The organism is Roseinatronobacter monicus (genome assembly GCF_006716865.1).
GTDB lineage: Bacteria > Pseudomonadota > Alphaproteobacteria > Rhodobacterales > Rhodobacteraceae > Roseinatronobacter > Roseinatronobacter monicus.
Genome location: NZ_VFPT01000001.1, coordinates 2,934,745 through 2,957,491, shown reverse-complemented (window position 1 = coordinate 2,957,491; position 22,747 = coordinate 2,934,745). Strand labels below are relative to the sequence as shown.

30 protein-coding genes are annotated in these 22,747 nt (G+C 57.3%); all 30 read left to right on the top strand.

Features of this window, described 5'->3' with window-relative positions; all coding sequences use genetic code 11:
* Nucleotides 1-98: 98 nt before the first annotated feature.
* The 30 genes from rpoC (at nt 99) to BD293_RS13985 (ending at nt 22,648) form a co-directional block, all read left to right on the top strand.
* Nucleotides 99-4,328 (top strand): DNA-directed RNA polymerase subunit beta', encoded by a 4,230-nt coding sequence (gene rpoC / locus BD293_RS14130; protein ID WP_142082713.1) that lies wholly within the window; start codon nt 99-101, stop codon nt 4,326-4,328.
* A 119-nt stretch (nt 4,329-4,447) separates the two neighbouring features.
* The gene (locus tag BD293_RS14125; protein WP_142082711.1) at nt 4,448-5,254 is read left to right on the top strand and encodes a glycosyltransferase; all 807 of its coding nucleotides are present in this window, start codon (nt 4,448-4,450) and stop codon (nt 5,252-5,254) included.
* 9 nt (nt 5,255-5,263) lie between these two features.
* On the top strand, nt 5,264-6,157 hold the full coding sequence (locus BD293_RS14120) for a DMT family transporter (protein ID WP_142082709.1): 894 nt from the start codon (nt 5,264-5,266) through the stop codon (nt 6,155-6,157).
* A gap of 255 nt (nt 6,158-6,412) precedes the next feature.
* Nucleotides 6,413-6,784 carry a 30S ribosomal protein S12 gene (gene rpsL / locus BD293_RS14115; RefSeq protein ID WP_142082707.1) on the top strand — a complete coding sequence of 124 codons (372 nt, stop codon included), beginning with the start codon at nt 6,413-6,415 and terminating at the stop codon, nt 6,782-6,784.
* 12 nt (nt 6,785-6,796) lie between these two features.
* Nucleotides 6,797-7,267: a 30S ribosomal protein S7 gene (gene rpsG / locus BD293_RS14110; protein ID WP_142082705.1), complete on the top strand. Its 471-nt coding sequence runs from the start codon at nt 6,797-6,799 to the stop codon at nt 7,265-7,267.
* A gap of 35 nt (nt 7,268-7,302) precedes the next feature.
* Complete coding sequence (gene fusA / locus BD293_RS14105; protein ID WP_142082703.1) at nt 7,303-9,420, top strand: elongation factor G; 2,118 nt, start codon at nt 7,303-7,305, stop codon at nt 9,418-9,420.
* An 87-nt stretch (nt 9,421-9,507) separates the two neighbouring features.
* Complete coding sequence (gene tuf / locus BD293_RS14100; RefSeq protein ID WP_142080884.1) at nt 9,508-10,683, top strand: elongation factor Tu; 1,176 nt, start codon at nt 9,508-9,510, stop codon at nt 10,681-10,683.
* A gap of 56 nt (nt 10,684-10,739) precedes the next feature.
* A complete protein-coding gene (rpsJ, locus tag BD293_RS14095) occupies nt 10,740-11,048 on the top strand; it encodes a 30S ribosomal protein S10 (RefSeq protein ID WP_071469578.1) in 309 nt (102 codons plus the stop codon).
* 12 nt (nt 11,049-11,060) lie between these two features.
* Complete coding sequence (gene rplC / locus BD293_RS14090) at nt 11,061-11,888, top strand: 50S ribosomal protein L3 (RefSeq protein ID WP_142082701.1); 828 nt, start codon at nt 11,061-11,063, stop codon at nt 11,886-11,888.
* A 1-nt stretch (nt 11,889) separates the two neighbouring features.
* A complete protein-coding gene (rplD, locus tag BD293_RS14085) occupies nt 11,890-12,510 on the top strand; it encodes a 50S ribosomal protein L4 (protein WP_142082700.1) in 621 nt (206 codons plus the stop codon).
* Nucleotides 12,507-12,803 (top strand): 50S ribosomal protein L23, encoded by a 297-nt coding sequence (locus BD293_RS14080; RefSeq protein WP_142082698.1) that lies wholly within the window; start codon nt 12,507-12,509, stop codon nt 12,801-12,803. Before rplD ends, BD293_RS14080 begins: the two co-directional genes overlap by 4 nt.
* Before the next feature lie 118 nt (nt 12,804-12,921).
* Complete coding sequence (rplB, locus tag BD293_RS14075) at nt 12,922-13,761, top strand: 50S ribosomal protein L2 (protein WP_142082696.1); 840 nt, start codon at nt 12,922-12,924, stop codon at nt 13,759-13,761.
* Nucleotides 13,762-13,764: 3 nt separating this feature from the next.
* Entirely contained in the window at nt 13,765-14,043 is a 279-nt protein-coding gene (gene rpsS / locus BD293_RS14070; protein ID WP_142082694.1) for a 30S ribosomal protein S19, read from the top strand.
* 3 nt (nt 14,044-14,046) lie between these two features.
* Nucleotides 14,047-14,427, top strand: coding sequence for a 50S ribosomal protein L22 (gene rplV, locus BD293_RS14065; RefSeq protein WP_142082692.1), 381 nt, complete (start codon nt 14,047-14,049; stop codon nt 14,425-14,427).
* Nucleotides 14,427-15,128: a 30S ribosomal protein S3 gene (gene rpsC / locus BD293_RS14060; RefSeq protein WP_142082690.1), complete on the top strand. Its 702-nt coding sequence runs from the start codon at nt 14,427-14,429 to the stop codon at nt 15,126-15,128. The genes rplV and rpsC overlap by 1 nt, the downstream gene beginning before the upstream one ends.
* A gap of 21 nt (nt 15,129-15,149) precedes the next feature.
* Complete coding sequence (gene rplP / locus BD293_RS14055) at nt 15,150-15,563, top strand: 50S ribosomal protein L16 (RefSeq protein ID WP_142082688.1); 414 nt, start codon at nt 15,150-15,152, stop codon at nt 15,561-15,563.
* A gap of 191 nt (nt 15,564-15,754) precedes the next feature.
* Entirely contained in the window at nt 15,755-15,958 is a 204-nt protein-coding gene (gene rpmC / locus BD293_RS14050) for a 50S ribosomal protein L29 (protein WP_142082686.1), read from the top strand.
* A gap of 11 nt (nt 15,959-15,969) precedes the next feature.
* The gene (gene rpsQ, locus BD293_RS14045) at nt 15,970-16,209 is read left to right on the top strand and encodes a 30S ribosomal protein S17 (protein WP_071469568.1); all 240 of its coding nucleotides are present in this window, start codon (nt 15,970-15,972) and stop codon (nt 16,207-16,209) included.
* A 61-nt stretch (nt 16,210-16,270) separates the two neighbouring features.
* The gene (rplN, locus tag BD293_RS14040; protein WP_142082684.1) at nt 16,271-16,639 is read left to right on the top strand and encodes a 50S ribosomal protein L14; all 369 of its coding nucleotides are present in this window, start codon (nt 16,271-16,273) and stop codon (nt 16,637-16,639) included.
* On the top strand, nt 16,639-16,944 hold the full coding sequence (gene rplX, locus BD293_RS14035) for a 50S ribosomal protein L24 (protein ID WP_142082683.1): 306 nt from the start codon (nt 16,639-16,641) through the stop codon (nt 16,942-16,944). Before rplN ends, rplX begins: the two co-directional genes overlap by 1 nt.
* A complete protein-coding gene (rplE, locus tag BD293_RS14030; RefSeq protein WP_142082681.1) occupies nt 16,944-17,504 on the top strand; it encodes a 50S ribosomal protein L5 in 561 nt (186 codons plus the stop codon). Before rplX ends, rplE begins: the two co-directional genes overlap by 1 nt.
* Nucleotides 17,505-17,523: 19 nt before the next feature.
* Nucleotides 17,524-17,829: a 30S ribosomal protein S14 gene (rpsN, locus tag BD293_RS14025; protein WP_142082679.1), complete on the top strand. Its 306-nt coding sequence runs from the start codon at nt 17,524-17,526 to the stop codon at nt 17,827-17,829.
* Nucleotides 17,830-17,844: 15 nt separating this feature from the next.
* Complete coding sequence (gene rpsH, locus BD293_RS14020; RefSeq protein WP_142084606.1) at nt 17,845-18,237, top strand: 30S ribosomal protein S8; 393 nt, start codon at nt 17,845-17,847, stop codon at nt 18,235-18,237.
* An 11-nt stretch (nt 18,238-18,248) separates the two neighbouring features.
* Nucleotides 18,249-18,782, top strand: coding sequence for a 50S ribosomal protein L6 (gene rplF, locus BD293_RS14015; RefSeq protein ID WP_142082677.1), 534 nt, complete (start codon nt 18,249-18,251; stop codon nt 18,780-18,782).
* Nucleotides 18,783-18,793: 11 nt separating this feature from the next.
* Nucleotides 18,794-19,153: a 50S ribosomal protein L18 gene (rplR, locus tag BD293_RS14010; protein ID WP_142082675.1), complete on the top strand. Its 360-nt coding sequence runs from the start codon at nt 18,794-18,796 to the stop codon at nt 19,151-19,153.
* A gap of 10 nt (nt 19,154-19,163) precedes the next feature.
* Complete coding sequence (rpsE, locus tag BD293_RS14005) at nt 19,164-19,718, top strand: 30S ribosomal protein S5 (RefSeq protein WP_142082672.1); 555 nt, start codon at nt 19,164-19,166, stop codon at nt 19,716-19,718.
* 15 nt (nt 19,719-19,733) lie between these two features.
* On the top strand, nt 19,734-19,922 hold the full coding sequence (gene rpmD, locus BD293_RS14000) for a 50S ribosomal protein L30 (protein WP_142082670.1): 189 nt from the start codon (nt 19,734-19,736) through the stop codon (nt 19,920-19,922).
* Between the two features lie 111 nt (nt 19,923-20,033).
* Nucleotides 20,034-20,525: a 50S ribosomal protein L15 gene (gene rplO / locus BD293_RS13995; protein WP_142082668.1), complete on the top strand. Its 492-nt coding sequence runs from the start codon at nt 20,034-20,036 to the stop codon at nt 20,523-20,525.
* Between the two features lie 105 nt (nt 20,526-20,630).
* Nucleotides 20,631-22,007 carry a preprotein translocase subunit SecY gene (gene secY, locus BD293_RS13990; protein WP_142082666.1) on the top strand — a complete coding sequence of 459 codons (1,377 nt, stop codon included), beginning with the start codon at nt 20,631-20,633 and terminating at the stop codon, nt 22,005-22,007.
* The gene (locus BD293_RS13985) at nt 22,004-22,648 is read left to right on the top strand and encodes an adenylate kinase (RefSeq protein WP_142082663.1); all 645 of its coding nucleotides are present in this window, start codon (nt 22,004-22,006) and stop codon (nt 22,646-22,648) included. Before secY ends, BD293_RS13985 begins: the two co-directional genes overlap by 4 nt.
* Nucleotides 22,649-22,747: the final 99 nt, after the last annotated feature.

The following is a 22,747-nucleotide window of genomic DNA, read 5'->3' as shown; positions in this document are numbered from 1 at the left end:
CGCTGCGCGCGCCAACGCACCCTGCCCAATTCCGGTAGGGTGCGTGGTTTTCACGCATCCAAAGCCGCCCCCATTCCGAGCCTTTCAAGGAAAAGATCATGAACCAGGAACTGACCACAAACCCGTTCAACCCAATGGCTCAAACCAAGACGTTTGACCAAATCCGCGTGTCGTTGGCTTCGCCCGAGCGCATTTTGTCTTGGTCCTATGGCGAGATCAAAAAGCCCGAGACGATCAACTACCGCACGTTCAAGCCAGAACGCGACGGGCTGTTCTGCGCGCGCATCTTTGGTCCGATCAAGGACTATGAATGTCTGTGCGGCAAATATAAGCGCATGAAATATCGCGGCGTTGTCTGCGAGAAATGCGGTGTCGAAGTCACGCTGCAAAAAGTGCGCCGCGAGCGCATGGGCCATATCGAACTGGCCGCCCCAGTTGCGCATATCTGGTTTCTGAAGTCGCTTCCGTCACGGATCGGCCTGATGCTGGATATGACACTGCGCGATCTGGAACGCATTCTGTATTTCGAAAACTACGTCGTGATTGAGCCGGGCCTGACAGACCTGACTTACGGCCAGTTGATGAACGAAGAAGAGTTCATGGATGCACAGGACCAGTATGGCGCAGATGCGTTCACCGCCAATATCGGTGCCGAAGCGATCCGCGAAATGCTATCCAATATCGACCTTGAGGATGAAGCGACCCGCCTGCGCGAGGAGCTGAAAGAAGCCAAGGGCGAATTGAAGCCCAAGAAGATCATCAAGCGGCTGAAAGTGGTCGAGCATTTCATCGAATCCGGCAACCGCCCGGAATGGATGGTGCTGACTGTGCTGCCGGTCATTCCGCCAGAACTGCGCCCGCTGGTGCCGCTGGATGGTGGCCGCTTTGCGACCTCGGATCTGAATGACCTCTATCGCCGCGTCATCAACCGCAACAACCGTCTGAAACGCCTGATCGAATTGCGGGCGCCCGATATCATCGTGCGTAACGAGAAGCGCATGTTGCAGGAATCGGTTGATGCGTTGTTTGACAATGGCCGTCGTGGCCGCGTCATCACTGGCAACAACAAGCGCCCGCTGAAATCGCTGTCTGACATGCTGAAAGGCAAGCAGGGCCGTTTCCGTCAGAACTTGCTCGGCAAGCGGGTCGACTTTTCGGGCCGTTCGGTCATCGTGACCGGGCCGGAACTGAAGCTGCATCAATGTGGCTTGCCCAAGAAGATGGCGTTGGAGCTGTTCAAGCCGTTTATCTATTCGCGGCTTGAAGCGAAGGGTCTGTCCTCGACCGTCAAGCAAGCCAAGAAACTGGTCGAAAAGGAACGCCCCGAAGTCTGGGATATTCTGGACGAGGTTATCCGCGAGCATCCGGTTCTGCTGAACCGTGCGCCCACGCTGCACCGTCTGGGCATTCAGGCGTTCGAGCCGATCCTGATTGAAGGCAAGGCAATCCAGCTTCACCCGCTGGTCTGTTCGGCCTTTAACGCCGACTTTGACGGCGACCAGATGGCTGTTCACGTTCCCCTCTCGCTGGAAGCCCAGCTCGAGGCGCGTGTGCTGATGATGTCGACAAACAACGTTCTGTCGCCTGCAAACGGCGCACCGATCATTGTTCCGTCGCAGGATATGGTTCTGGGTCTGTATTACGTCTCGATGCAGCGCGAAGGCATGAAGGGCGAAGGCATGATCTTCTCCTCGATCGAAGAGGTCGAGCATGCCATGGCGGCAGATGAAGTGCATCTGCATGCCAAGATTCAGTGCCGGGTCAAGCAGATTGACGAAGATGGCAACGAAGTGCTGCGCCGGTTCGAGACAACACCGGGCCGTCTGCGTCTTGGTGCATTGCTGCCCATGAACGCGAAAGCGCCGTTTGATCTGGTTAACCGGTTGCTGCGCAAGAAAGACGTGCAGACAGTCATCGACAATGTCTACCGCTATTGCGGCCAGAAAGAGTCGGTCATCTTCTGCGACCAGATCATGAGCCTTGGGTTCCGCGAAGCGTTCCGCGCAGGCATTTCGTTTGGTAAGGACGACATGCTGATCCCGGATTCAAAATGGGTGCTGGTTGGCGAAACCCGCGATCAGGTCAAGGAATTCGAACAGCAATATCTTGATGGTCTGATCACGCAGGGCGAGAAGTACAACAAGGTCGTCGACGCTTGGTCGAAATGTTCGGACGCTGTGGCAAACGCCATGATGGGCGAGATTTCAGCCGTGCGCAGCGACGCCGAAGGCCGCGAACTGGAACCGAACTCGGTCTACATGATGTCGCACTCGGGTGCGCGTGGTTCACCTGCGCAGATGAAGCAGTTGGGCGGGATGCGTGGTCTGATGGCCAAGCCGAATGGTGAGATCATCGAGACGCCGATCATCTCGAACTTTAAGGAAGGCCTGACCGTTCTTGAATACTTCAACTCGACCCATGGTGCGCGTAAAGGTCTGGCTGATACGGCGCTGAAGACAGCCAACTCGGGCTATCTGACGCGGCGTCTGGTGGACGTGGCGCAGGATTGCATCGTGCGTATCGATGATTGCGGAACCGATCTGTACATTACAGCGCAAGCTGCGGTGAATGACGGTGAAGTGGTCGCCTCGTTGGCAGAGCGCGTTTTGGGCCGTGTTGCGGCCGAAGATGTGACCGATCCGGCAACAGGTGAAATCCTTGTGGCGCGCAATACGTTGATCGAAGAACGCGAAGCCGACATGATCGAAATGGCGGGGATTGCGACAGTCAAGATCCGCTCGCCGCTGACATGTGAAGCCGAAGAAGGTGTGTGTACCAAGTGCTACGGGCGCGACCTTGCACGCGGCACATTGGTCAATAAGGGCGAGGCCGTGGGCATTATTGCGGCACAGTCGATTGGCGAGCCGGGCACACAGTTGACAATGCGGACGTTCCACATTGGCGGTATTGCGCAGGGTGGCAGCCAATCCTTCCAGGAAGCGAATGCTCCGGGCCGGATCGAAATGCGCAAGGCACAGACCATCGAGAATGCTGCGGGCGAGTTGATCGTCTCTGGCCGCTCGATGCAGGTTGTGATTATCGATGACAACAATGTCGAGCGTGCAACCTTCAAGCCTGGCTACGGCTCCAAGCTGTTCGTCAAGGATGGTGCACAGGTCGAGCGTGGCGCGAAGCTGTTTGAATGGGACCCTTACACCCTGCCAATCATCGCCGAAACCACAGGCCGCGTGCGCTTTGTCGATCTTATTCCCGGTCTGTCTGTCCGTGATGAAACCGATGATGCAACTGGCATGACACAGAAGATCGTGACCGATTGGCGTTCCGTGCCCAAAGGTGGTGACCTCAAGCCAGAGGTCATTCTGATGGACGCGGAAAGCGGCGAGCCTGTGCGCAACGAGCAAGGCAACCCGATCACCTATCAGATGTCGGTTGACGCGGTTCTGTCTGTCGAAGACGGGCAGGATGTTCTGGCCGGTGACGTGGTTGCGCGTATTCCGCGCGAAGGTGCCAAGACCAAGGACATCACCGGTGGTCTGCCGCGTGTGGCCGAATTGTTTGAAGCACGTCGTCCCAAGGATCACGCCATCATCTGTGAAATTGACGGCTATGTCCGCTTCGAGAAGGACTACAAGAACAAGCGCCGCATCAAGATCCAGCCTGCCGATGACAGCTTGGAGCCTTCGGAATATCTGGTACCAAAGGGCAAGCACATTCCTGTTCAGGAAGGTGATTTCGTCCAGCGCGGCGACTACATCATGGATGGCAACCCCGCCCCCCATGACATTCTGCGCATCCTCGGCATCGAGGCGCTTGCAAACTACCTGATCGACGAAGTGCAGGACGTCTACCGCCTGCAAGGCGTGAAGATCAACGACAAGCATATCGAGGTGATCGTGCGGCAGATGCTGCAGAAGTGGGAGATCCTTGATAGTGGTGAAACCACGCTGCTGAAAGGCGAGCATGTCGACAAGGCCGAGTTCGACGAGATGAACGAAAAGGCTGTGGCAAATAAGCTGGCACCTGCACGGGGCGAGCCGATCCTTCTGGGGATCACCAAGGCGTCGTTGCAGACCCGCAGCTTCATCTCGGCGGCCTCGTTCCAGGAAACAACGCGCGTGCTGACCGAAGCTTCGGTGCAGGGCAAGCGGGACCATCTGGTTGGCCTGAAGGAAAACGTCATCGTCGGCCGGTTGATCCCGGCTGGTACAGGCGGTGTCGTCACCAAGGTGCGTCAGGTTGCAGCAGATCGGGATCGCAAGGTTCTGGATGCACGGCGCGCCGAGGCAGAAGCCGCCGCCGCACTGGCCGCGCCAGAGCCTGTCGAGATGTCGGAAGCGGATAAGGTCTTTGGCAAAAAGCCGGACTAAGCACTGCTTGATTGAAAACTGAATGGCCCCCGCAGCAAAAATGCTGTGGGGGCTTTTCATTTGGTGGGCGCTGGGGCAATGCTGGGCGACTTTCAGATAGATGTTAGGTGCACCTATTCATGCGCGCGCAGGTCATTGTCGTTATCCGGTTTTCCTATGTCGCCGACGCTGGGTTCAAGATCAGCGCACAGGGGTTGGGCGCAATCCGTGGCACGCTGTATGACCCTGACCGGCTGGCGCGCAGGTTTCAATTGTTCGAGGCGCTGACCCTGCCATCGCTGCTGGCGCAGACGGATGATGATTTCACCCTTGCCGTGCTGATCGGTGACGACTTTCCATCGGATGCGCGCGCGCGGCTGTCGCGTCTGGTTGCCCCTTTGCGCGATGCACGGCTGATCGCATTGCCGCCGCATAACAATTACAAATCCACCAAACTTGCGATGGATGCCTGCCTGAACCCCGACGCTACGCATGTAATCTCGGTTCGGCTGGACGATGATGATGCGCTTGGCCGCGACTGTATCGCCGCGCAAAAACATGTCGCGCCTCAGGTGGCCGCCCTTGGCCCCGCCAACAGCCCTGCGGTGATCTGTTTCAACAATGGCCTGTTTCTGGAATTGTCGGACCAAGGCAACCGCCTGTTCGGTGTGATCGAGAAACTGCCGCTTGGCATCGGCATGGGGATGATTGCGCCAGTGGGCGCGCGCCCGACCATTTTTTCAACCGACCACCGCCGGGTGCATACCCGTTGGAACTGCTATACCGAGGCGCTGACCCCGCGGTTCATCCGCACAGTGCACCGCGACAATGATTCGGATGCGCTGGTATCGGGTGAAAAGCCGAAATATTCCGACCATGATCTGGACCGGATTCTGGCGACGCATTTTCCCTTCACACGCGCTGAACTTCTGGCATTGAAGCCATAAGATGCCCCCATGAAAGACGATAACTTTCGCGCCGCCCTGTTCATGATGCTGGGCACAGGGGCCTATACTATCAATGATGTGTTTCTGAAGCTGCTGGCCGCTGAATTGCCCATGTTTCAGATACTATTTTTGCGCGGTGTGACCGTGACGGTTTTCTTCGGGCTGATGCTGTGGCGTGTGCGCGCGCAATTGGCGGGGCTGGTGCGGCGCGATTTCGGATTGGTGGCGCTGCGATCATTATCCGAGGCGGCGGCTGCCTTCTTTTTCCTGACCGCCCTGTTCAACATGCCGATTGCGAACCTGACGGCAATTCTGCAAGTCATCCCGCTGACAGTTGCACTGGCAGCTTTTCTGTTTCTGCGCGAACCCTTGGGATGGCGGCGCATGTCCGCGATTCTAATAGGGTTTTGCGGTGTGTTGGTGATTATCCGACCAGGGGCCGAGGGGTTTACGCTTTATTCTATCTCGGCGCTGATGGCTGTGGCGATGATCACCGTCCGTGATCTGACCACGCGCATGCTGGGGCGGTCCATGCCTTCGGTGTTGGTGGCCTTTGCGGCGTCATGCGGTGTTACGGTGTTTGGCGGGCTTGGCAGCGTGACCGAGATATGGGTCATGCCCAGTGCGCTTGGCTGGGTCTGGCTGATGGGGGCGACGGGATTCATCATCGCGGGCTATATTCTGGTCATCCTTGCAATGCGGGTGGGCGAGCTGACATTTGCCGCGCCATTTCGCTATGCAGCGTTGCTGTTTGCGCTTGTCGCGGGGTGGCTGGTTTTCGACGAATGGCCCGACACGCTGACCTTTGTGGGCAGTGCGGTTATCGTTGCCACAGGGGTTTATACACTGTACCGCGAACATCGGATGCAGCGTGCTTTGCACCACCATGCGCGACCGGATTAGCAGCTGTTGACAACCCCTGCGACTCCCCCTATACGGCACGCTACCTGACCAAGTGGCATTGCGCTGCGAGGCTCCAGGGCTCAGATTTGTAGTGGTCATGATCCGGGTTGAAATGCCCCGATCCTCTGAAATTCCACCGCGGCGTCCCTTGCTTGGGACGCAAGCGGTTTCATGCGTTCTGCCATAGCGGCCTGAGCGCGCACGAGAGAGGCGCGAAAGCGCCGTGTAACACGGGTTGAAACGGGAAGAACCGGAATGCCAACGATCCAACAGCTGATCCGCAAGCCGCGGCAGCCGAAAATCAAGCGCTCCAAGTCGCAGCATCTGGAGCAGTGCCCCCAGAAACGCGGCGTTTGCACGCGCGTCTATACAACAACACCAAAGAAGCCGAACTCGGCCATGCGGAAAGTCGCCAAAGTGCGCCTGACCAACGGGTATGAGGTCATCAGCTATATCCCCGGTGAAAAGCATAACTTGCAAGAGCACTCGGTCGTGCTGATCCGCGGCGGTCGCGTAAAAGACCTTCCGGGTGTCCGCTATCACATCCTGCGCGGTGTTCTGGATACCCAGGGCGTCAAGGATCGTAAGCAGCGCCGTTCAAAATATGGCGCGAAGCGTCCGAAGTAAGGAGAGAATCAGATGTCTCGTCGTCACGCCGCTGAAAAGCGCGAAATCCTGCCTGACGCCAAGTTTGGTGACATGGTTCTGTCCAAGTTCATGAACAATCTGATGATCGACGGTAAAAAGTCGGTCGCAGAATCAATCGTGTATAACGCGATGGACCGGGTCGAGAGCAAGCTTAAGCGCGCTCCGATCGAAGTGTTCCACGAGGCGCTTGAGAACATCAAGCCATCGGTTGAAGTTCGTTCGCGTCGCGTTGGCGGTGCCACCTATCAGGTGCCTGTCGAAGTCCGCCCGTCGCGCCGCGAAGCTCTGGCAATCCGTTGGCTGATCAAAGCCGCACGGACCCGCAACGAGAACACCATGGAAGAACGTCTGGCCAGTGAACTGGTCGATGCCGTGAACTCGCGCGGTTCTGCCGTCAAGAAGCGTGAAGATACGCACAAGATGGCCGATGCCAACAAGGCGTTCAGCCACTACCGCTGGTAACTTCCCGCCAACCTGCAAGCCTGAGGACAATTATCATGGCACGCGAATACCCCCTTGAACGCTACCGTAATTTCGGGATCATGGCGCATATCGACGCTGGAAAAACCACGACGACCGAGCGCATCCTGTTTTACACCGGCAAATCGCACAAGATCGGCGAAGTTCATGATGGCGCTGCCACCATGGACTGGATGGAGCAAGAGCAAGAACGTGGCATCACGATCACCTCGGCTGCGACAACGACCTTCTGGGAAAAGACGATGGATGGCGCCACCCCTATGGGTGAGAAGCATCGCTTCAACATCATCGACACCCCCGGACACGTGGATTTCACCATCGAAGTCGAGCGTTCGCTCGCTGTTCTCGATGGCGCCATCTGCTTGCTGGACGGCAATGCCGGCGTAGAGCCGCAGACCGAAACTGTCTGGCGTCAGGCCGACCGCTACAAGGTTCCGCGGATTGTGTTCGTCAACAAAATGGACAAAATCGGCGCTGATTTCTTCAACTGCGTGAAGATGATCAAGGACCGCACCGGCGCGACCCCTCTGCCTGTTCAGTTGCCCATTGGTGCAGAAGATCAGCTCGAAGGCATCATCGATCTGATCGAGATGGAAGAATGGACATGGAAAGGCGAGGATCTTGGCGCAAGCTGGACCCGTCAGCCAATCCGTGACGACCTGAAAGATATGGCCGACGAATGGCGCGCTTCGATGATCGAAATCATCGTGGACCAAGATGACGCTGTCATGGAAGCCTATCTTGAAGGCGAAGAGCCTGATCAGGCCACCCTGCGTCGTCTGATCCGCAAGGGCACGCTGGCGCTTGATTTTGTGCCCGTTTGCACAGGCTCCGCGTTCAAGAACAAGGGTGTTCAGCCGCTGTTGAACGCAGTGATCGACTATCTGCCCAGCCCGCTGGACGTTGCCGCATACATGGGTTTCGACCCAAGCGACGAGACAGAGACTCGTAACATTCCGCGTTCCGCAAAAGATGACGATCCCTTTGCAGGGCTGGCGTTCAAGATCATGAATGACCCCTTCGTGGGCACTTTGACCTTTACACGTGTGTATTCGGGTGTGATCGCCAAGGGTGACCAGATTCTGAACGCGACCAAAGGAAAAAAAGAGCGTGTTGGCCGCATGATGATGATGCACTCCAATGCACGTGAGGAAATCGATTGGGCGGCGGCTGGCGACATTATTGCGCTTGCTGGTCTGAAAGAAACAACCACCGGTGACACGCTGTGTAACGCGCAAAGCCCGGTTGTTCTGGAAACCATGACCTTCCCCGAGCCTGTGATCGAAATCGCGGTTGAACCCAAGACCAAGAATGACCAGGAAAAGATGAGCCAGGGTCTGGCACGTCTTGCAGCAGAAGACCCCTCTTTCCGGGTGGAAACCGATATTGAATCGGGCCAGACCATCATGAAGGGCATGGGCGAGTTGCACCTCGACATTCTGATCGATCGCCTGAAGCGCGAATTCAAGGTCGAGGCCAATATCGGTGCACCACAAGTGGCGTATCGTGAAACGATCAGCCACAAGATCGAACACACCTATACCCACAAGAAGCAGTCGGGTGGGTCTGGTCAGTTCGCCGAAGTGAAGCTGCAAATCGCACCCACTGAGGCGGGCGAGGGCTATAGCTTCGAGTCCAAGATTGTTGGTGGTACAGTTCCCAAGGAATATGTGCCGGGCGTCGAAAAGGGCATCAAGTCGGTTATGGATAGCGGTCCGCTGGCTGGTTTCCCGGTGATCGACTTCAAGGTTGCTCTGCTTGACGGCAAGTATCACGATGTTGACTCGTCGGTGCTGGCGTTTGAAATCGCAGCACGGATGGCAATGCGCGAGGGCCTCAGAAAAGCTGGCGCGAAATTGCTTGAGCCGATGATGAAAGTCGAAGTGGTTTCCCCGGAAGAATACACCGGGTCGATCATTGGCGATCTCACATCACGTCGTGGTCAGGTGACCGGGCAGGAACAACGCGGTAATGCGATTGCGATCAACTCGTTCGTACCGCTGGCCAACATGTTCGGCTACATCAACACCTTGCGCTCAATGTCATCGGGTCGTGCAAACTTCACCATGCAGTTCGACCATTACGAGCCTGTGCCGCAAAACGTCTCGGACGAGATCCAGAAGAAATTCGCCTGATCGGTGCGGCGGGGGCAAGCCCCGCCCTACCACAACCTGTAGGGTGGCCTGCGCCACCGCACCCAACAAGACTGAGGAGTAGCCATCATGGCAAAGCAAAAGTTTGAACGCAATAAACCGCACGTGAATATCGGGACGATTGGTCACGTGGACCACGGCAAGACAACGCTGACAGCGGCGATCACCAAGTATTTCGGCGATTTCCGGGCCTATGATCAGATTGATGGCGCCCCCGAAGAGAAAGCACGCGGTATCACGATTTCGACTGCGCATGTCGAATATGAAACCGATGCGCGCCACTATGCGCATGTCGATTGCCCCGGCCACGCCGATTATGTGAAAAACATGATCACCGGTGCGGCGCAGATGGATGGTGCTATTCTGGTTGTGAACGCCGCCGATGGCCCCATGCCGCAAACACGCGAGCACATCCTGCTGGGCCGTCAGGTCGGCATTCCGTTCATGGTTGTCTACATGAACAAGGTCGATCAGGTGGATGACGAAGAGCTGCTGGAACTGGTCGAAATGGAGATCCGCGAGCTGCTGACCTCCTACGACTATCCCGGCGACGATATCCCTATCATCAAAGGCTCTGCTCTGGCAGCGATGGAAGGCCGCGATCCCGAGATCGGCGAAAACTCGATCAAGGCGCTTCTGGCTGCGGTTGACGAATACATCCCCACGCCTGAGCGTGCGGTTGACCAGCCCTTCCTGATGCCGATCGAGGATGTGTTCTCGATTTCCGGTCGCGGCACAGTTGTGACCGGCCGTGTGGAGCGTGGCGTGATCAATGTGGGCGACGCGATTGAAATCGTTGGTATCCGCGACACCAAGACCACGACCTGTACCGGTGTGGAAATGTTCCGCAAGCTGCTGGATCGCGGGGAAGCGGGCGACAATATCGGCGCATTGCTGCGCGGGATTGGCCGTGAAGATGTCGAGCGTGGTCAAGTTCTGTGCAAACCGAAATCGGTTCAGCCCCACACCAAGTTCGAAGCCGAAGCCTATATTCTGACCAAGGAAGAAGGCGGTCGTCACACACCGTTCTTTGCGAACTATCGTCCGCAATTCTACTTCCGCACGACAGATGTGACCGGCACGGTTCAACTGCCCGAAGGCACCGAGATGGTGATGCCCGGCGACAACCTGAAATTCACGGTTGAGCTGATCGCCCCCATCGCGATGGAAGAGAAGCTGCGTTTCGCCATCCGCGAAGGCGGCCGCACCGTCGGCGCTGGCGTTGTGTCGAAAATCATCCAGTAATCAATACGGTAGGGTGCGTGGTTCCCACGCACCACTCCTTCCGAAGGAAGTCAGAGATGCAAGGTCAGAATATCCGCATCCGCCTAAAGGCCTTCGATTACCGCGTGTTGGATGCCAGCACACAGGAAATCGTCAATACGGCCAAGCGCACGGGTGCTCAGGTCCGCGGTCCCATTCCGCTGCCCAACAAGATTGAAAAGTTCACGGTTCTGCGTGGTCCGCATATCGACAAGAAGTCGCGCGACCAGTGGGAAATTCGGACGCATAAGCGTCTTCTCGATATCGTCGATCCGACCCCTCAGACTGTGGACGCGCTGATGAAGCTCGACCTCGCAGCCGGGGTTGATGTCGAGATCAAAGTTTAAGGAGCCAGGACAATGCGCTCTGGAGTTATCGCAAAGAAGCTGGGCATGACCCGGCTGTTCATGGAGGACGGGCGGCAAATTCCCGTTACTGTCCTTCAACTTGACGGGTTGCAGGTTGTGGCCCAACGCACAGCGGAAAAGGACGGCTACTCGGCGGTTCAGCTGGGTGCCGGTGCTGCAAAGGCAAAGCGCGTTGCTGCGCCGATGCGCGGGCATTTCGCAAAAGCCAATGTTGCGCCCAAGCGCAAGCTGGCCGAGTTCCGCGTCAGCGCCGAGAACCTGATCGAAGTTGGCGAAGAGATCACAGCAGACCACTACTTCGAGGGTCAGTTCGTTGATGTCGCCGGAACGTCGATTGGTAAGGGTTTTGCAGGTGCGATGAAGCGCCACAACTTCGGCGGCCTTCGGGCGTCGCATGGTGTGTCGATCAGCCACCGCTCGCACGGCTCTACCGGGCAGTGTCAGGACCCGGGCAAGGTGTTCAAGGGCAAGAAAATGGCCGGTCATATGGGCGCTGCCCGTGTGACGACGCAGAACCTGCAGGTCGTCAAGACCGACAGTGACCGCGGCCTCATCATGGTCAAGGGCGCTGTTCCCGGTTCGCGTGGCGGTTGGGTGACGATCAAGGATGCGGTGAAAAAGCCGTTCCCCGAGAACGCCATCCTGCCAGCAGCGCTGAAATCCGCTGCTGATGCTGCACGCAAGGCTGCTGAAGAAGCTGCTGCTGCCGAGGAAGAAGCCGCACGTCAGGCCGCGTTGGAAGCTGAAGCCGCAGAGCAGGAAGCTGCCCTGAAAGAGGCCGAAGCTTCGATCGAAGCCGAGAAGAAGGAAGGCGAGTGAGATGAAACTCGACGTTGTCAATCTGCAGGCAGGCGCTGCCGGCGAGATCGAGCTGAACGAGGCCATCTTTGGTCTTGAGCCTCGCGCCGACATCCTGCACCGTGTGGTGCGCTGGCAGCGGGCGAAAGCCCAGGCCGGTACCCACAAGGTTAAGACCCGCTCGGAAACCAGCTACTCGACCAAGAAGATTTATCGCCAGAAGGGCACCGGTGGCGCACGCCATGGTGACCGCAATGCGCCAATCTTCCGCAAGGGTGGTGTTTACAAAGGTCCGACCCCGCGCAGCCACGCGTTTGATTTGCCCAAGAAAGTGCGTGCCCTCGGGTTGCGCATGGCGCTGTCGGCAAAGGCAGGCAGCGGCAAGCTGATCGTTCTGGATACAACAGAGATGGCAGAAGCCAAGACCTCTGTTCTGGCCAAGGCGGTCAAGGATATGGGCTGGAAAAAGGCGCTGATCATCGACGGTGCAGAGGTGAATGAGAATTTTGCCCGCGCCGCACGCAACCTCGAAGGGGTTGATGTGCTGTCGTCGATGGGGGCCAATGTTTATGACATCCTGCGCCGTGACACTCTGGTGATCACACGTGCCGGACTTGAAGCACTGGAGGCTCGGTTAGCATGAGCGCACAGGCAAAACATTACGACGTGATCCGCAAGCCGGTCATCACTGAGAAGGCCACAATGGCATCTGCTGCCAATGCTGTGGTGTTCGAAGTTGCGATCGACGCGAACAAGCCCCAGATCAAGGATGCCGTCGAGGCAATCTTCGGTGTGAAGGTGAAAGCGGTGAACACGACGATTACCAAAGGCAAGGTAAAGCGCTTCAAGGGCATGCCCGGACGGCGCCGTGACGTAAAGAAAGCATATGTCACCCTCGAAGAGGGAAATGCTATCGACGTCTCGACAGGCCTTTGATATAGGCACAACGACTCAGCGGCCCCGACACATGCGGGGCCGCTGGTTATTTGGCGCATAGCGCGCCGATTGACTGAAACCGGACCAATTGGTCCAGAGCTGACGGAAGACAGAAAGCATGGCACTCAAGTCGTATAAACCGACGACGCCGGGCCAGCGTGGGCTGGTTCTGATCGACCGTTCGGAGCTTTGGAAAGGTCGCCCGGTCAAGGCCCTCACTGAAGGCTTGACCAAATCGGGTGGTCGGAACAACACCGGACGGATCACTGCACGCCGCATCGGCGGTGGCGCAAAGCGTCTTTATCGCATCGTGGATTTCAAGCGCAGCAAGCTTGACGTTCCGGCTGTTGTGGAGCGGATCGAATATGACCCGAACCGCACCGCCTTTATTGCATTGATCAAATACGAAGATGGCGAGCAGGCCTATATCCTGGCCCCTCAGCGTCTGGCGATTGGTGACAAGGTTCTCGCTTCGGTGAAAGCTGACATCAAGCCCGGCAACGCAATGCCGTTTTCGGGCATGCCAATCGGTACGATTGTGCACAACATCGAAATGAAGCCCGGCAAGGGTGGGCAGATTGCCCGCGCGGCAGGCACATATGCGCAATTTGTCGGCCGCGATGGTGGCTATGCGCAGATACGCCTGTCTTCGGGCGAATTGCGTCTGGTGCGTCAGGAATGCTTTGCCACGGTCGGTGCCGTGTCGAACCCTGACAACTCCAACCAGAATTTCGGCAAGGCTGGCCGCACACGGCATCAGGGCAAGCGCCCGTCTGTTCGTGGTGTTGCAATGAACCCGATCGATCACCCACATGGTGGTGGTGAGGGCCGGACCTCGGGTGGCCGTACACCGGTGACACCTTGGGGCAAGGACACGAAGGGGCGCAAGACGCGCTCCAACAAGCAGACCGATCAGTATATCTTGCGGTCTCGCCACGCCAAGAAGAAGGGTCGCTAATCCATGGCACGTTCAGTTTGGAAGGGCCCTTTCGTTGATGCTTACGTCTTGAAAAAGGCTGAGAAATCACGCGATTCGGGTCGCAATGAAGTTATCAAGATCTGGTCACGCCGCTCGACGATCCTGCCCCAGTTTGTGGGCCTGACGTTCGGTGTGTATAATGGCAAGAAGCATATTCCTGTCAATGTGACCGAGGACATGATCGGCCAGAAGTTCGGTGAGTATTCACCGACGCGGACCTATTACGGTCACGCAGCCGACAAAAAAGCGAAACGGAAATAAGCCATGGGTAAAGAGACAAATCCGCGCCGCGTGGCCGATAACGAGGCTATGGCCAAGACGCGCATGCTGCGCACTTCGCCGCAGAAGCTAAATCTTGTTGCGGCCATGATCCGCGGCAAGAAGGTAGACAAGGCCCTGACGGACCTGACCTTCTCGAAAAAGCGCATTGCAGGCGACGTCAAAAAATGTCTGCAATCGGCGATTGCCAATGCTGAAAACAACCACGGGCTGGATGTGGACGAACTCGTCGTCGCAGAAGCCTGGGTTGGCAAGAACCTGGTCCTGAAGCGTGGCCGTCCACGTGCGCGGGGCCGGTTCGGCAAGATCATGAAGCCGTTTTCAGAGCTGACCATCAAGGTTCGCCAGGTCGAGGAGCAAGCATAATGGGTCAGAAGGTCAATCCGATTGGCATGCGCCTTCAGGTGAATCGCACCTGGGACAGCCGCTGGTTCGCGGAAAGCAAAGACTACGGCAATCTGCTGCTTGAGGATCTCAAGATCCGCGAATTCATCAATGATGAGTGCAAGCAGGCCGGTATCAGCCGTGTCATCATCGAGCGTCCGCACAAAAAGTGCCGTGTGACAATCCACACTGCACGTCCCGGTGTGATCATTGGCAAGAAAGGCGCGGATATCGAGACGCTGCGCAAGAAGCTTGCCAACCTCACCGACTCGGACCTGCACCTCAACATCATTGAAGTGCGCAAACCCGAGCTGGACGCCCAACTGGTGGCCGAGAGCATCTGCCAGCAGCTGGAACGTCGTGTCAGCTTCCGTCGTGCGATGAAGCGCTCTGTTCAGAACGCTATGCGCATGGGTGCCTTGGGTATCCGGGTCAATCTTGCGGGCCGTCTGGGCGGCGCAGAGATTGCGCGGACAGAATGGTACCGTGAAGGTCGAGTTCCGCTGCACACGCTGCGCGCCGACATCGATCACGCCCATTGCGAAGCCAAGACCGCGTACGGGATCATCGGTGTGAAGGTCTGGATCTTCAAGGGTGAGATCATGGAACATGATCCGCAAGCCCATGACCGCCGGCATCAGGAACTTCAGGACAGCGGCGGCGCACAGCGCCCGCGTCGCTGATCCGACTGAAGGAGAGACACCATGTTGCAACCAAAACGGACGAAGTTCCGCAAACAGCACAAAGGCCGCATTCATGGCGAAGCAAAGGGCGGGTTTGACCTGAACTTTGGCAGCTATGGTCTGAAAGCTGTCGAGCCGGAGCGGATTACCGCACGCCAGATCGAAGCTGCACGCCGTGCCATGACACGCCACATGAAGCGTCAGGGTCGCGTCTGGATTCGTATTTTCCCCGATGTTCCGGTCACGTCAAAACCGACCGAAGTGCGGATGGGTAAAGGTAAAGGCTCGGTCGATTTCTGGGCCGCCAAGGTCAAGCCGGGCCGCGTGATGTTCGAGATTGATGGCGTCAATGACGTTATCGCACGCGAAGCTCTGCGTCTGGCAGCGATGAAACTGCCTATCAAGACCCGCGTCGTTGCACGCGAGGACTGGTAAGCGCACTGCGCTGACCTCTAACAGACAGCATGTCCCGGCTTGGCTCAGGCCGGGACATATTCTTTTTCCGCAGGATACTTGCCAATTGAACGTATCCCGCCTATACGACGCGCTCATCCATACTCCGCCGGGAATCAGGGTGACCCTGTTACAGGGGGCTCTCCGGTGAATGTTGACTGAAGGAAATGGCCATGAAAGCCGAAGATCTGCGTAACAAGACCCCGGATCAGCTGCGTGATGAGCTGGTGTCGCTGAAGAAAGAAGCGTTCAATCTGCGCTTCCAAAAGGCGACCAACCAGCTGGACAACACAGCCCGTATCCGCAAAATCCGTCGTGACGCTGCACGCGTTTCGACCATCCTCAACGAAAAAGCCCGCGTCGCGGCGGCGAATTAAGGAGCCAGGCCATGCCCAAACGCATTTTGCAAGGCAAGGTGACGAGCGATAAGAATGAGCAGACCGTAACGGTTCTGGTCGAACGCCGCTTCACGCACCCAATGATGAAGAAAACGGTTCGTAGCACGAAGAAGTACCGTGCCCACGACCCGCTGAACCAGTTCAAGGTTGGTGATACAGTTCGCATTGTCGAATGTGCACCGATTTCGAAAACGAAACGCTGGGAGGTTCTGGTCGACGCGCAAGCGTAAACCTGGCCCCTCAGTCTTATCGAAACCCTGGGCATGATGCCCAAAGGTCGGGAGAAACCTAATGATCCAGATGCAGACCAATCTGGATGTAGCTGACAACTCTGGCGCACGCCGAGTTCAGTGCATCAAGGTCCTCGGTGGGTCCAAGCGGCGTTACGCGTCCGTGGGCGACATCATCGTTGTATCGGTCAAGGAAGCAATTCCTAAAGGCCGCGTTAAAAAAGGCGACGTGCGCAAAGCAGTCGTTGTGCGTACCGCAAAAGAAGTGCGGCGCGAGGATGGCACTGCCATTCGCTTCGACCGCAATGCTGCGGTCATTCTGAACAACACTGGCGAGCCTGTCGGCACCCGTATCTTCGGGCCGGTAGTGCGTGAGCTTCGCGCGAAGAACTTCATGAAGATCATCTCGCTCGCTCCGGAGGTGCTGTAATGGCTGCAAAACTCAAAAAAGGTGACAAGGTCATCGTTTTGACGGGCAAGGACAAGGGCAAGACCGGTGAAATCGACCGTGTAATGCCTGCGGAGAACAAGGCCGTCGTAAATGGCCTGAACATCTCGATCCGCCATACAAAGCAGACTCAGCAAAGCCAGGGCGGCCGCCTGCCACAGGCGATGCCGATCCAACTGTCGAATCTGGCTTTGGTCGATGGCAATGGCAAGGCAACGCGCGTCGGTTTTCGCATGGAAGACGACAAGAAAGTGCGTTTCGCCAAGACAACCGGGGAGGCGATCTGATGCTTGACGTAGCAACCTACATCCCTCGTTTGCGCACGGTCTACAAAGACGAAGTGCGTCCGGCGCTGAAAGAAGAGTTCGGCTACAAGAACGACATGATGATCCCGAAGCTCGACAAGATCGTGCTGAATATGGGCATCGGCGAAGCCGTGAAGGACAGCAAGAAGATCAAATCGGCGCAAGCTGACTTGACTGCGATTGCTGGCCAGAAAGCCGTGATCACCAAGGCGCGTAATTCCATCGCGGGTTTCCGCGTTCGGGAAGAAATGCCTCTGGGTGTGAAAGTCACCCTGCGTGGTGAGCGCATGTATGAATTCCTTGACCGTCTGATCACCGTCGCCCTGCCGCGCGTGCGCGACTTCCGCGGTGTGAAGGGTTCGTCCTTTGACGGCAATGGCAACTATGCCATGGGCATCAAGGAACACATCGTATTCCCCGAAATCAACTTCGATCAGATCGATGAGATGTGGGGTATGGATGTGATCATCTGCACCACCGCGAAAACCGACGCCGAAGCCAAAGCGCTGTTGAAAGCTTTCAACATGCCGTTCACCAGCTGACGCGAAAGGGAGAGATCAAATGGCTAAAAAAGCAATGGTCGAGCGCGAAAAGAAGCGTCAGAAGCTGGTGGCAAAATATGCCTCCAAGCGTGCTGAGCTGAAAGCTATCGCTGCCGATGCCGAACGCCCGATGGAAGAGCGTTTCAAAGCGAACCTGAAACTGGCACAGCTGCCGCGCAACTCGTCCGAGACGCGCTTGCACAACCGCTGCCAGCTGACAGGTCGTCCAAAGGCCTACTATCGTAAACTGAAACTTTCGCGGATCGCGTTGCGTGATCTGGCCTCTAAGGGTCAGATTCCGGGCATGGTCAAGTCGAGCTGGTAAGGAGATCGCAAGATGATGAACGATCCTCTCGGCGATATGCTGACCCGCATCCGCAACGCGCAGATGCGCGGCAAGTCAACCGTACGCACCCCTGCGTCCAAGCTTCGCGCTTGGGTTCTGGATGTGCTGAAAGACGAAGGCTACATCCGTGGCTACGAGCATGCGACTGTTGACTCCGGTCATGCGGAGCTGGAAATCAGCCTGAAATACGCTGATGGCCACCCCGCGATCCGCGAGTTGAAGCGCATCTCGACCCCCGGTCGGCGCGTCTATTCCGGTGTTCGTGAAATCCCGCAGATCCGCAATGGTCTGGGTATTTCGGTGGTCTCGACACCCAAGGGTGTCATGTCCGATGCAAGCGCACGCGCAGCCAATGTCGGCGGCGAAGTGCTCTGCCGTGTGTTCTGAGGAGGGCTGAGATGTCTCGTATTGGCAAAAAGCCTGTCGAACTGCCCACGGGCGTATCGGCGCAGGTCAAGGGCCAGACCATCGAGGTCAAGGGTCCAAAAGGCGTCCGCAGCTTCACCGCTGGTGACGATGTGGATATCATTCTTGATGGCAATGTGGTCTCGGTCAAGCCGCGCGGCCTGTCCAAGCGTGCGCGCCAGCAGTGGGGCATGACCCGCTCGATGGTTGCGAACCTTGCGCAGGGTGTGACCGACGGGTTCAAGAAAGAGCTTGAACTGGTCGGCGTTGGTTACCGTGCTGCGATGCAGGGCAAAGACCTGAAGCTGTCGCTAGGGTACAGCCACGAAGTGATCTTTACAGTGCCTGAGGGCATTTCTGTGACGGTTCCGAAGCAGACCGAGATCATTGTCGAAGGCATGGACCAGCAGGCTGTTGGGGAATGTGCTGCGAATATCCGCAAGTGGCGTTCGCCTGAACCCTATAAGGGCAAAGGTATCCGCTACAAGGATGAATATATCTTCCGTAAGGAAGGCAAGAAGAAGTAAGGGCGCGACAGATGGCGAACACAAAGCAAAAGCTGTTCCAGAAACGCCGCTTGCGCGTACGGAACAAGATCAAGAAAACGGCCAATGGGCGTGCGCGCCTGTCGGTTCACCGCTCGAACAAGAACATCAGCGTTCAGCTGATCGACGACGCGAATGGTGTAACCTTGGCTTCGGCCTCGACACTCGAAAAGGATTTCGGGTTGGCAGGCACCAACAACAAGGACGCAGCCACCAAGATTGGTGCCGCGATTGCCGAACGTGCGAAAGCCGCCGGCGTCGAGGAATGCTATTTCGATCGTGGCGGCTTTCACTTTCACGGCAAAGTAAAGGCTCTGGCCGATGCTGCGCGTGAAGGCGGCCTGAAGTTCTGAGGAGACGATTATGGCAGAAAGAGATAACCGCCGGGACCGCCGCGAGCGCGACGACAACCCGGAATTCGCCGATCGTCTGGTCGCGATCAACCGTGTGTCGAAAACCGTGAAAGGCGGCAAACGCTTCGGCTTTGCAGCACTCGTTGTGGTTGGCGATCAGCGCGGGCGTGTGGGCTTCGGCAAGGGCAAGGCGAAAGAAGTGCCCGAGGCGATTCGCAAGGCAACCGAGCAGGCCAAGCGCCAGATGATCCGGGTGCCGCTGCGCGATGGCCGCACGCTGCATCATGACATCGAAGGGCGTCATGGCGCAGGCAAGGTGATCATGCGCACAGCCGTTCCGGGGACTGGTATTATTGCCGGTGGTCCGATGCGCGCTGTGTTCGAGATGCTGGGCCTGCAAGATGTCGTGGCAAAGTCGCAAGGCAGCCAGAACCCCTACAACATGGTTCGGGCTACATTCGACGCGCTGCGTGCATCTTCCAGCCCACGTCAGGTGGCACAGCGTCGCGGCAAGAAGGTTGCGGATATCCTGCGCAAACCCGAAGCCGAAACAGTAGACGCGTAAGGGGAGCACAGAGTCATGGCAAAAACCATCGTCGTAAAACAGATCGGCTCGCCGATCCGTCGCCCCGCCAGTCAGCGCGCAACCCTGATTGGGTTGGGCCTGAATAAGATGAACCGCACCCGCGAGCTGGAAGATACACCTTCCGTGCGCGGCATGGTGAATTCAATCTCGCACATGGTGCAGATCATCGAAGAGCGCGGCTAAGCTACACACATACCGTGGCCCCGGACCCGTCCGGGGCTATCTGGTCCAATTACATCGCCGCGTTGCCCTGATCCGTCGCTGGCAGGGCGTTCCGGCAAAAGGAGAAGCGACATGAAACTGAATGAAATTCGTGACAATCCGGGCGCAACCAAAAAGCGTATGCGTGTTGGTCGTGGTCCCGGCTCTGGCAAGGGCAAGATGGGTGGCCGCGGGATCAAGGGTCAGAACTCGCGTTCCGGCGTTGCGATCAAGTCATATGAAGGCGGCCAGATGCCCCTCTATATGCGTCTGCCAAAGCGCGGCTTCAACAAGCCGAACCGCAAGGCATTTGCTGTTGTGAACCTTGGTCTGATCGAGAAGTTCATCACGGATGGCAAGCTTGATGCGGCCAACGCGATCACCGAAGATGCGCTGCTGGCCTCTGGTCTGGTGCGCCGCAAGCTGGACGGTGTGCGCGTTCTTGCCAAGGGCGAGATCACAACAAAGGTGAACCTGCAAGTTACAGGTGCGTCGAAATCAGCGGTCGAAGCCGTTGAAAAAGCTGGTGGCACCGTGGAATTCCTCGCCCCTGTGGCGAAAAAGGAAGAGGCGGCAGCCGAATAATGGTTGTGAGTGGCGTCTTCGCCGCTTACATCATCCGCATACGGGATTTCGCGCCGCCGACCGTACCCCGGTCTGGCGGCGCTGACATGACAGAGAGAGACGCGCATGGCATCTGCTTCTGATTCACTTGGCGCCAACACAAGTTGGGGGGCGCTGGCGAAAGCCACCGATCTGCGCCGCCGCATCTTTTTTGCGCTTGGGCTTTTGATCGTTTATCGCATCGGGACATATATTCCGGTGCCGGGCATTGATGGCCTGGCGCTGCGCGAGTTCATGGACGAGGCGGCATCCGGTATCGGGGGCATGCTCAACATGTTCACGGGCGGTGCGATCAGCCGTATGGGCATTTTCGCCCTTGGCATCATGCCCTACATCTCGGCTGCGATTATCGTGCAGCTTGTGGGCGCGATGTACGAGCCGTGGAAGCAGCTGAAGAAAGAGGGCGAGATGGGGCGGCGCAAGCTGAACCAGTACACCCGCTATCTGACAGTCATGCTGGCAACTGGGCAGTCTTACGGTCTTGCAGTTTCTCTCGAAGCCGGTGATCTGGCGACAGATCCGGGCTGGTTCTTCCGCTCTGCCGTGGTGATTACGCTGGTGGGCGGCACAATGTTCCTGATGTGGCTGGGTGAACAGATCACTGAGCGCGGTATCGGCAACGGGATCTCGCTGATCATCTTCGTTGGCATTATTGCGGAACTTCCCGCGGCACTGGCGCAGTTTCTCAGTCAGGGGCGGACAGGCGACATTTCTCCGGCGGTGATTATCGGGGTGATGATAATGGTGGTCGCGGTGATTGCCTTCGTGGTCTTTATGGAACGCGCGATCCGAAAGATCACGATCCAGTATCCACGGCGTCAGGTTGGCATGAAAGTGTTTGATGGCGGTGCTTCGCATCTGCCGATCAAGGTGAACCCTGCCAACGTGATTCCCGCGATCTTTGCATCCTCGCTGCTGCTGTTGCCGACAACTGTCGCAACCTTCTCGGGCAATTCGCAAAGTGATCTGATGGCGACGGTTCTGGCCTATTTCGGGCCGGGTCAGCCCGCGTATCTGGCGTTCTTCACCATCATGATCGTGTTCTTTACATTCTTCTACACGCAGAATGTGTCGTTCAAGACCGAAGACGTGGCCGAGAACCTCAAGAACCAGAACGGGTTTATTCCCGGCATTCGCCCCGGCAAGCGGACTGAGGAATATCTGGATTACGTCGTGAACCGGCTGGTCACTGTTGGCGCGATCTATCTTGCGGCGGTGTGTCTGTTGCCGGAAATTCTGCGCGGGCAACTTGCGATCCCGTTCTACTTTGGCGGCACATCGGTTCTGATTGTGGTGTCGGTGACGATGGACACGATCAACCGCGTGCAATCCCATCTGGTTGCACATCAGTATGAGGGGCTGTTGGAGAAATCCCAGCTGCGCGGCAAGGGGCGCAAGCGGGGCACCACCAATGGCAAACCAAAGGCTCCGTCGCGGCGATGAACATTATTCTGATCGGCCCACCGGGTGCCGGGAAGGGCACTCAGGCAAAGCGTCTGGTGGTTGAACGTGGTATGGTTCAACTGTCAACGGGTGACCTGCTGCGCGACGCCAAGGCTTCCGGCTCTGACATGGGCGTAAAGGTTGCCGAGGTCATGGCGCGCGGTGAGTTGGTAACCGATGAGATTGTTATTGGTCTGATCGCCGAAAAACTTGACGAACTACAGTGGGCGGGGGCTATTTTCGATGGCTTCCCGCGCACATTGGCCCAAGCGGATGCGCTACAGGAACTTCTGTCCGCACGCGGTGAGCAGATTGACCACGTCATCGAGCTGCGTGTCGATGATGCTGCACTCGTCTCGCGGATCACGGGGCGGTTTTCCTGTGCATCCTGCGGCGAGGTGTATCACGATACTACGCGGCCGACCCGTGTTGACGGTGTGTGCGATGTTTGTGGCAGCACCGAGTTTGTGCGCCGCGCAGATGACACCGAAGACGCATTGCGCGCGCGTCTGATGTCCTATTACAAACAGACATCGCCGCTGTTGGGCTATTACCACGCCAAAGACCGTCTGAATGTTGTGGACGCGATGGACGAAATGGATGCCGTTTCGCAAGCGATTGAGACCGTTCTTGACGCCTGAGTGGGGGTGTGGCAGCCGCTTTGGCCGAATGATGAAGGTGGCCCCTTGACGTCATCTTGAAAAGGACTTAGGCGAAACTCTCGACAGACGAATCGCGCC

What these genes read in the sequence shown, in the direction of transcription:
- rpoC (WP_142082713.1), top strand. Translation starts at nt 99, where the DNA reads ATGAACCAGGAACTGACCACAAACCCGTTCAACCCAATGGCTCAAACC.
- BD293_RS14125 (WP_142082711.1), top strand. Translation starts at nt 4,448, where the DNA reads ATGCGCGCGCAGGTCATTGTCGTTATCCGGTTTTCCTATGTCGCCGAC.
- BD293_RS14120 (WP_142082709.1), top strand. Translation starts at nt 5,264, where the DNA reads ATGAAAGACGATAACTTTCGCGCCGCCCTGTTCATGATGCTGGGCACA.
- rpsL (WP_142082707.1), top strand. Translation starts at nt 6,413, where the DNA reads ATGCCAACGATCCAACAGCTGATCCGCAAGCCGCGGCAGCCGAAAATC.
- rpsG (WP_142082705.1), top strand. Translation starts at nt 6,797, where the DNA reads ATGTCTCGTCGTCACGCCGCTGAAAAGCGCGAAATCCTGCCTGACGCC.
- fusA (WP_142082703.1), top strand. Translation starts at nt 7,303, where the DNA reads ATGGCACGCGAATACCCCCTTGAACGCTACCGTAATTTCGGGATCATG.
- tuf (WP_142080884.1), top strand. Translation starts at nt 9,508, where the DNA reads ATGGCAAAGCAAAAGTTTGAACGCAATAAACCGCACGTGAATATCGGG.
- rpsJ (WP_071469578.1), top strand. Translation starts at nt 10,740, where the DNA reads ATGCAAGGTCAGAATATCCGCATCCGCCTAAAGGCCTTCGATTACCGC.
- rplC (WP_142082701.1), top strand. Translation starts at nt 11,061, where the DNA reads ATGCGCTCTGGAGTTATCGCAAAGAAGCTGGGCATGACCCGGCTGTTC.
- rplD (WP_142082700.1), top strand. Translation starts at nt 11,890, where the DNA reads ATGAAACTCGACGTTGTCAATCTGCAGGCAGGCGCTGCCGGCGAGATC.
- BD293_RS14080 (WP_142082698.1), top strand. Translation starts at nt 12,507, where the DNA reads ATGAGCGCACAGGCAAAACATTACGACGTGATCCGCAAGCCGGTCATC.
- rplB (WP_142082696.1), top strand. Translation starts at nt 12,922, where the DNA reads ATGGCACTCAAGTCGTATAAACCGACGACGCCGGGCCAGCGTGGGCTG.
- rpsS (WP_142082694.1), top strand. Translation starts at nt 13,765, where the DNA reads ATGGCACGTTCAGTTTGGAAGGGCCCTTTCGTTGATGCTTACGTCTTG.
- rplV (WP_142082692.1), top strand. Translation starts at nt 14,047, where the DNA reads ATGGGTAAAGAGACAAATCCGCGCCGCGTGGCCGATAACGAGGCTATG.
- rpsC (WP_142082690.1), top strand. Translation starts at nt 14,427, where the DNA reads ATGGGTCAGAAGGTCAATCCGATTGGCATGCGCCTTCAGGTGAATCGC.
- rplP (WP_142082688.1), top strand. Translation starts at nt 15,150, where the DNA reads ATGTTGCAACCAAAACGGACGAAGTTCCGCAAACAGCACAAAGGCCGC.
- rpmC (WP_142082686.1), top strand. Translation starts at nt 15,755, where the DNA reads ATGAAAGCCGAAGATCTGCGTAACAAGACCCCGGATCAGCTGCGTGAT.
- rpsQ (WP_071469568.1), top strand. Translation starts at nt 15,970, where the DNA reads ATGCCCAAACGCATTTTGCAAGGCAAGGTGACGAGCGATAAGAATGAG.
- rplN (WP_142082684.1), top strand. Translation starts at nt 16,271, where the DNA reads ATGATCCAGATGCAGACCAATCTGGATGTAGCTGACAACTCTGGCGCA.
- rplX (WP_142082683.1), top strand. Translation starts at nt 16,639, where the DNA reads ATGGCTGCAAAACTCAAAAAAGGTGACAAGGTCATCGTTTTGACGGGC.
- rplE (WP_142082681.1), top strand. Translation starts at nt 16,944, where the DNA reads ATGCTTGACGTAGCAACCTACATCCCTCGTTTGCGCACGGTCTACAAA.
- rpsN (WP_142082679.1), top strand. Translation starts at nt 17,524, where the DNA reads ATGGCTAAAAAAGCAATGGTCGAGCGCGAAAAGAAGCGTCAGAAGCTG.
- rpsH (WP_142084606.1), top strand. Translation starts at nt 17,845, where the DNA reads ATGAACGATCCTCTCGGCGATATGCTGACCCGCATCCGCAACGCGCAG.
- rplF (WP_142082677.1), top strand. Translation starts at nt 18,249, where the DNA reads ATGTCTCGTATTGGCAAAAAGCCTGTCGAACTGCCCACGGGCGTATCG.
- rplR (WP_142082675.1), top strand. Translation starts at nt 18,794, where the DNA reads ATGGCGAACACAAAGCAAAAGCTGTTCCAGAAACGCCGCTTGCGCGTA.
- rpsE (WP_142082672.1), top strand. Translation starts at nt 19,164, where the DNA reads ATGGCAGAAAGAGATAACCGCCGGGACCGCCGCGAGCGCGACGACAAC.
- rpmD (WP_142082670.1), top strand. Translation starts at nt 19,734, where the DNA reads ATGGCAAAAACCATCGTCGTAAAACAGATCGGCTCGCCGATCCGTCGC.
- rplO (WP_142082668.1), top strand. Translation starts at nt 20,034, where the DNA reads ATGAAACTGAATGAAATTCGTGACAATCCGGGCGCAACCAAAAAGCGT.
- secY (WP_142082666.1), top strand. Translation starts at nt 20,631, where the DNA reads ATGGCATCTGCTTCTGATTCACTTGGCGCCAACACAAGTTGGGGGGCG.
- BD293_RS13985 (WP_142082663.1), top strand. Translation starts at nt 22,004, where the DNA reads ATGAACATTATTCTGATCGGCCCACCGGGTGCCGGGAAGGGCACTCAG.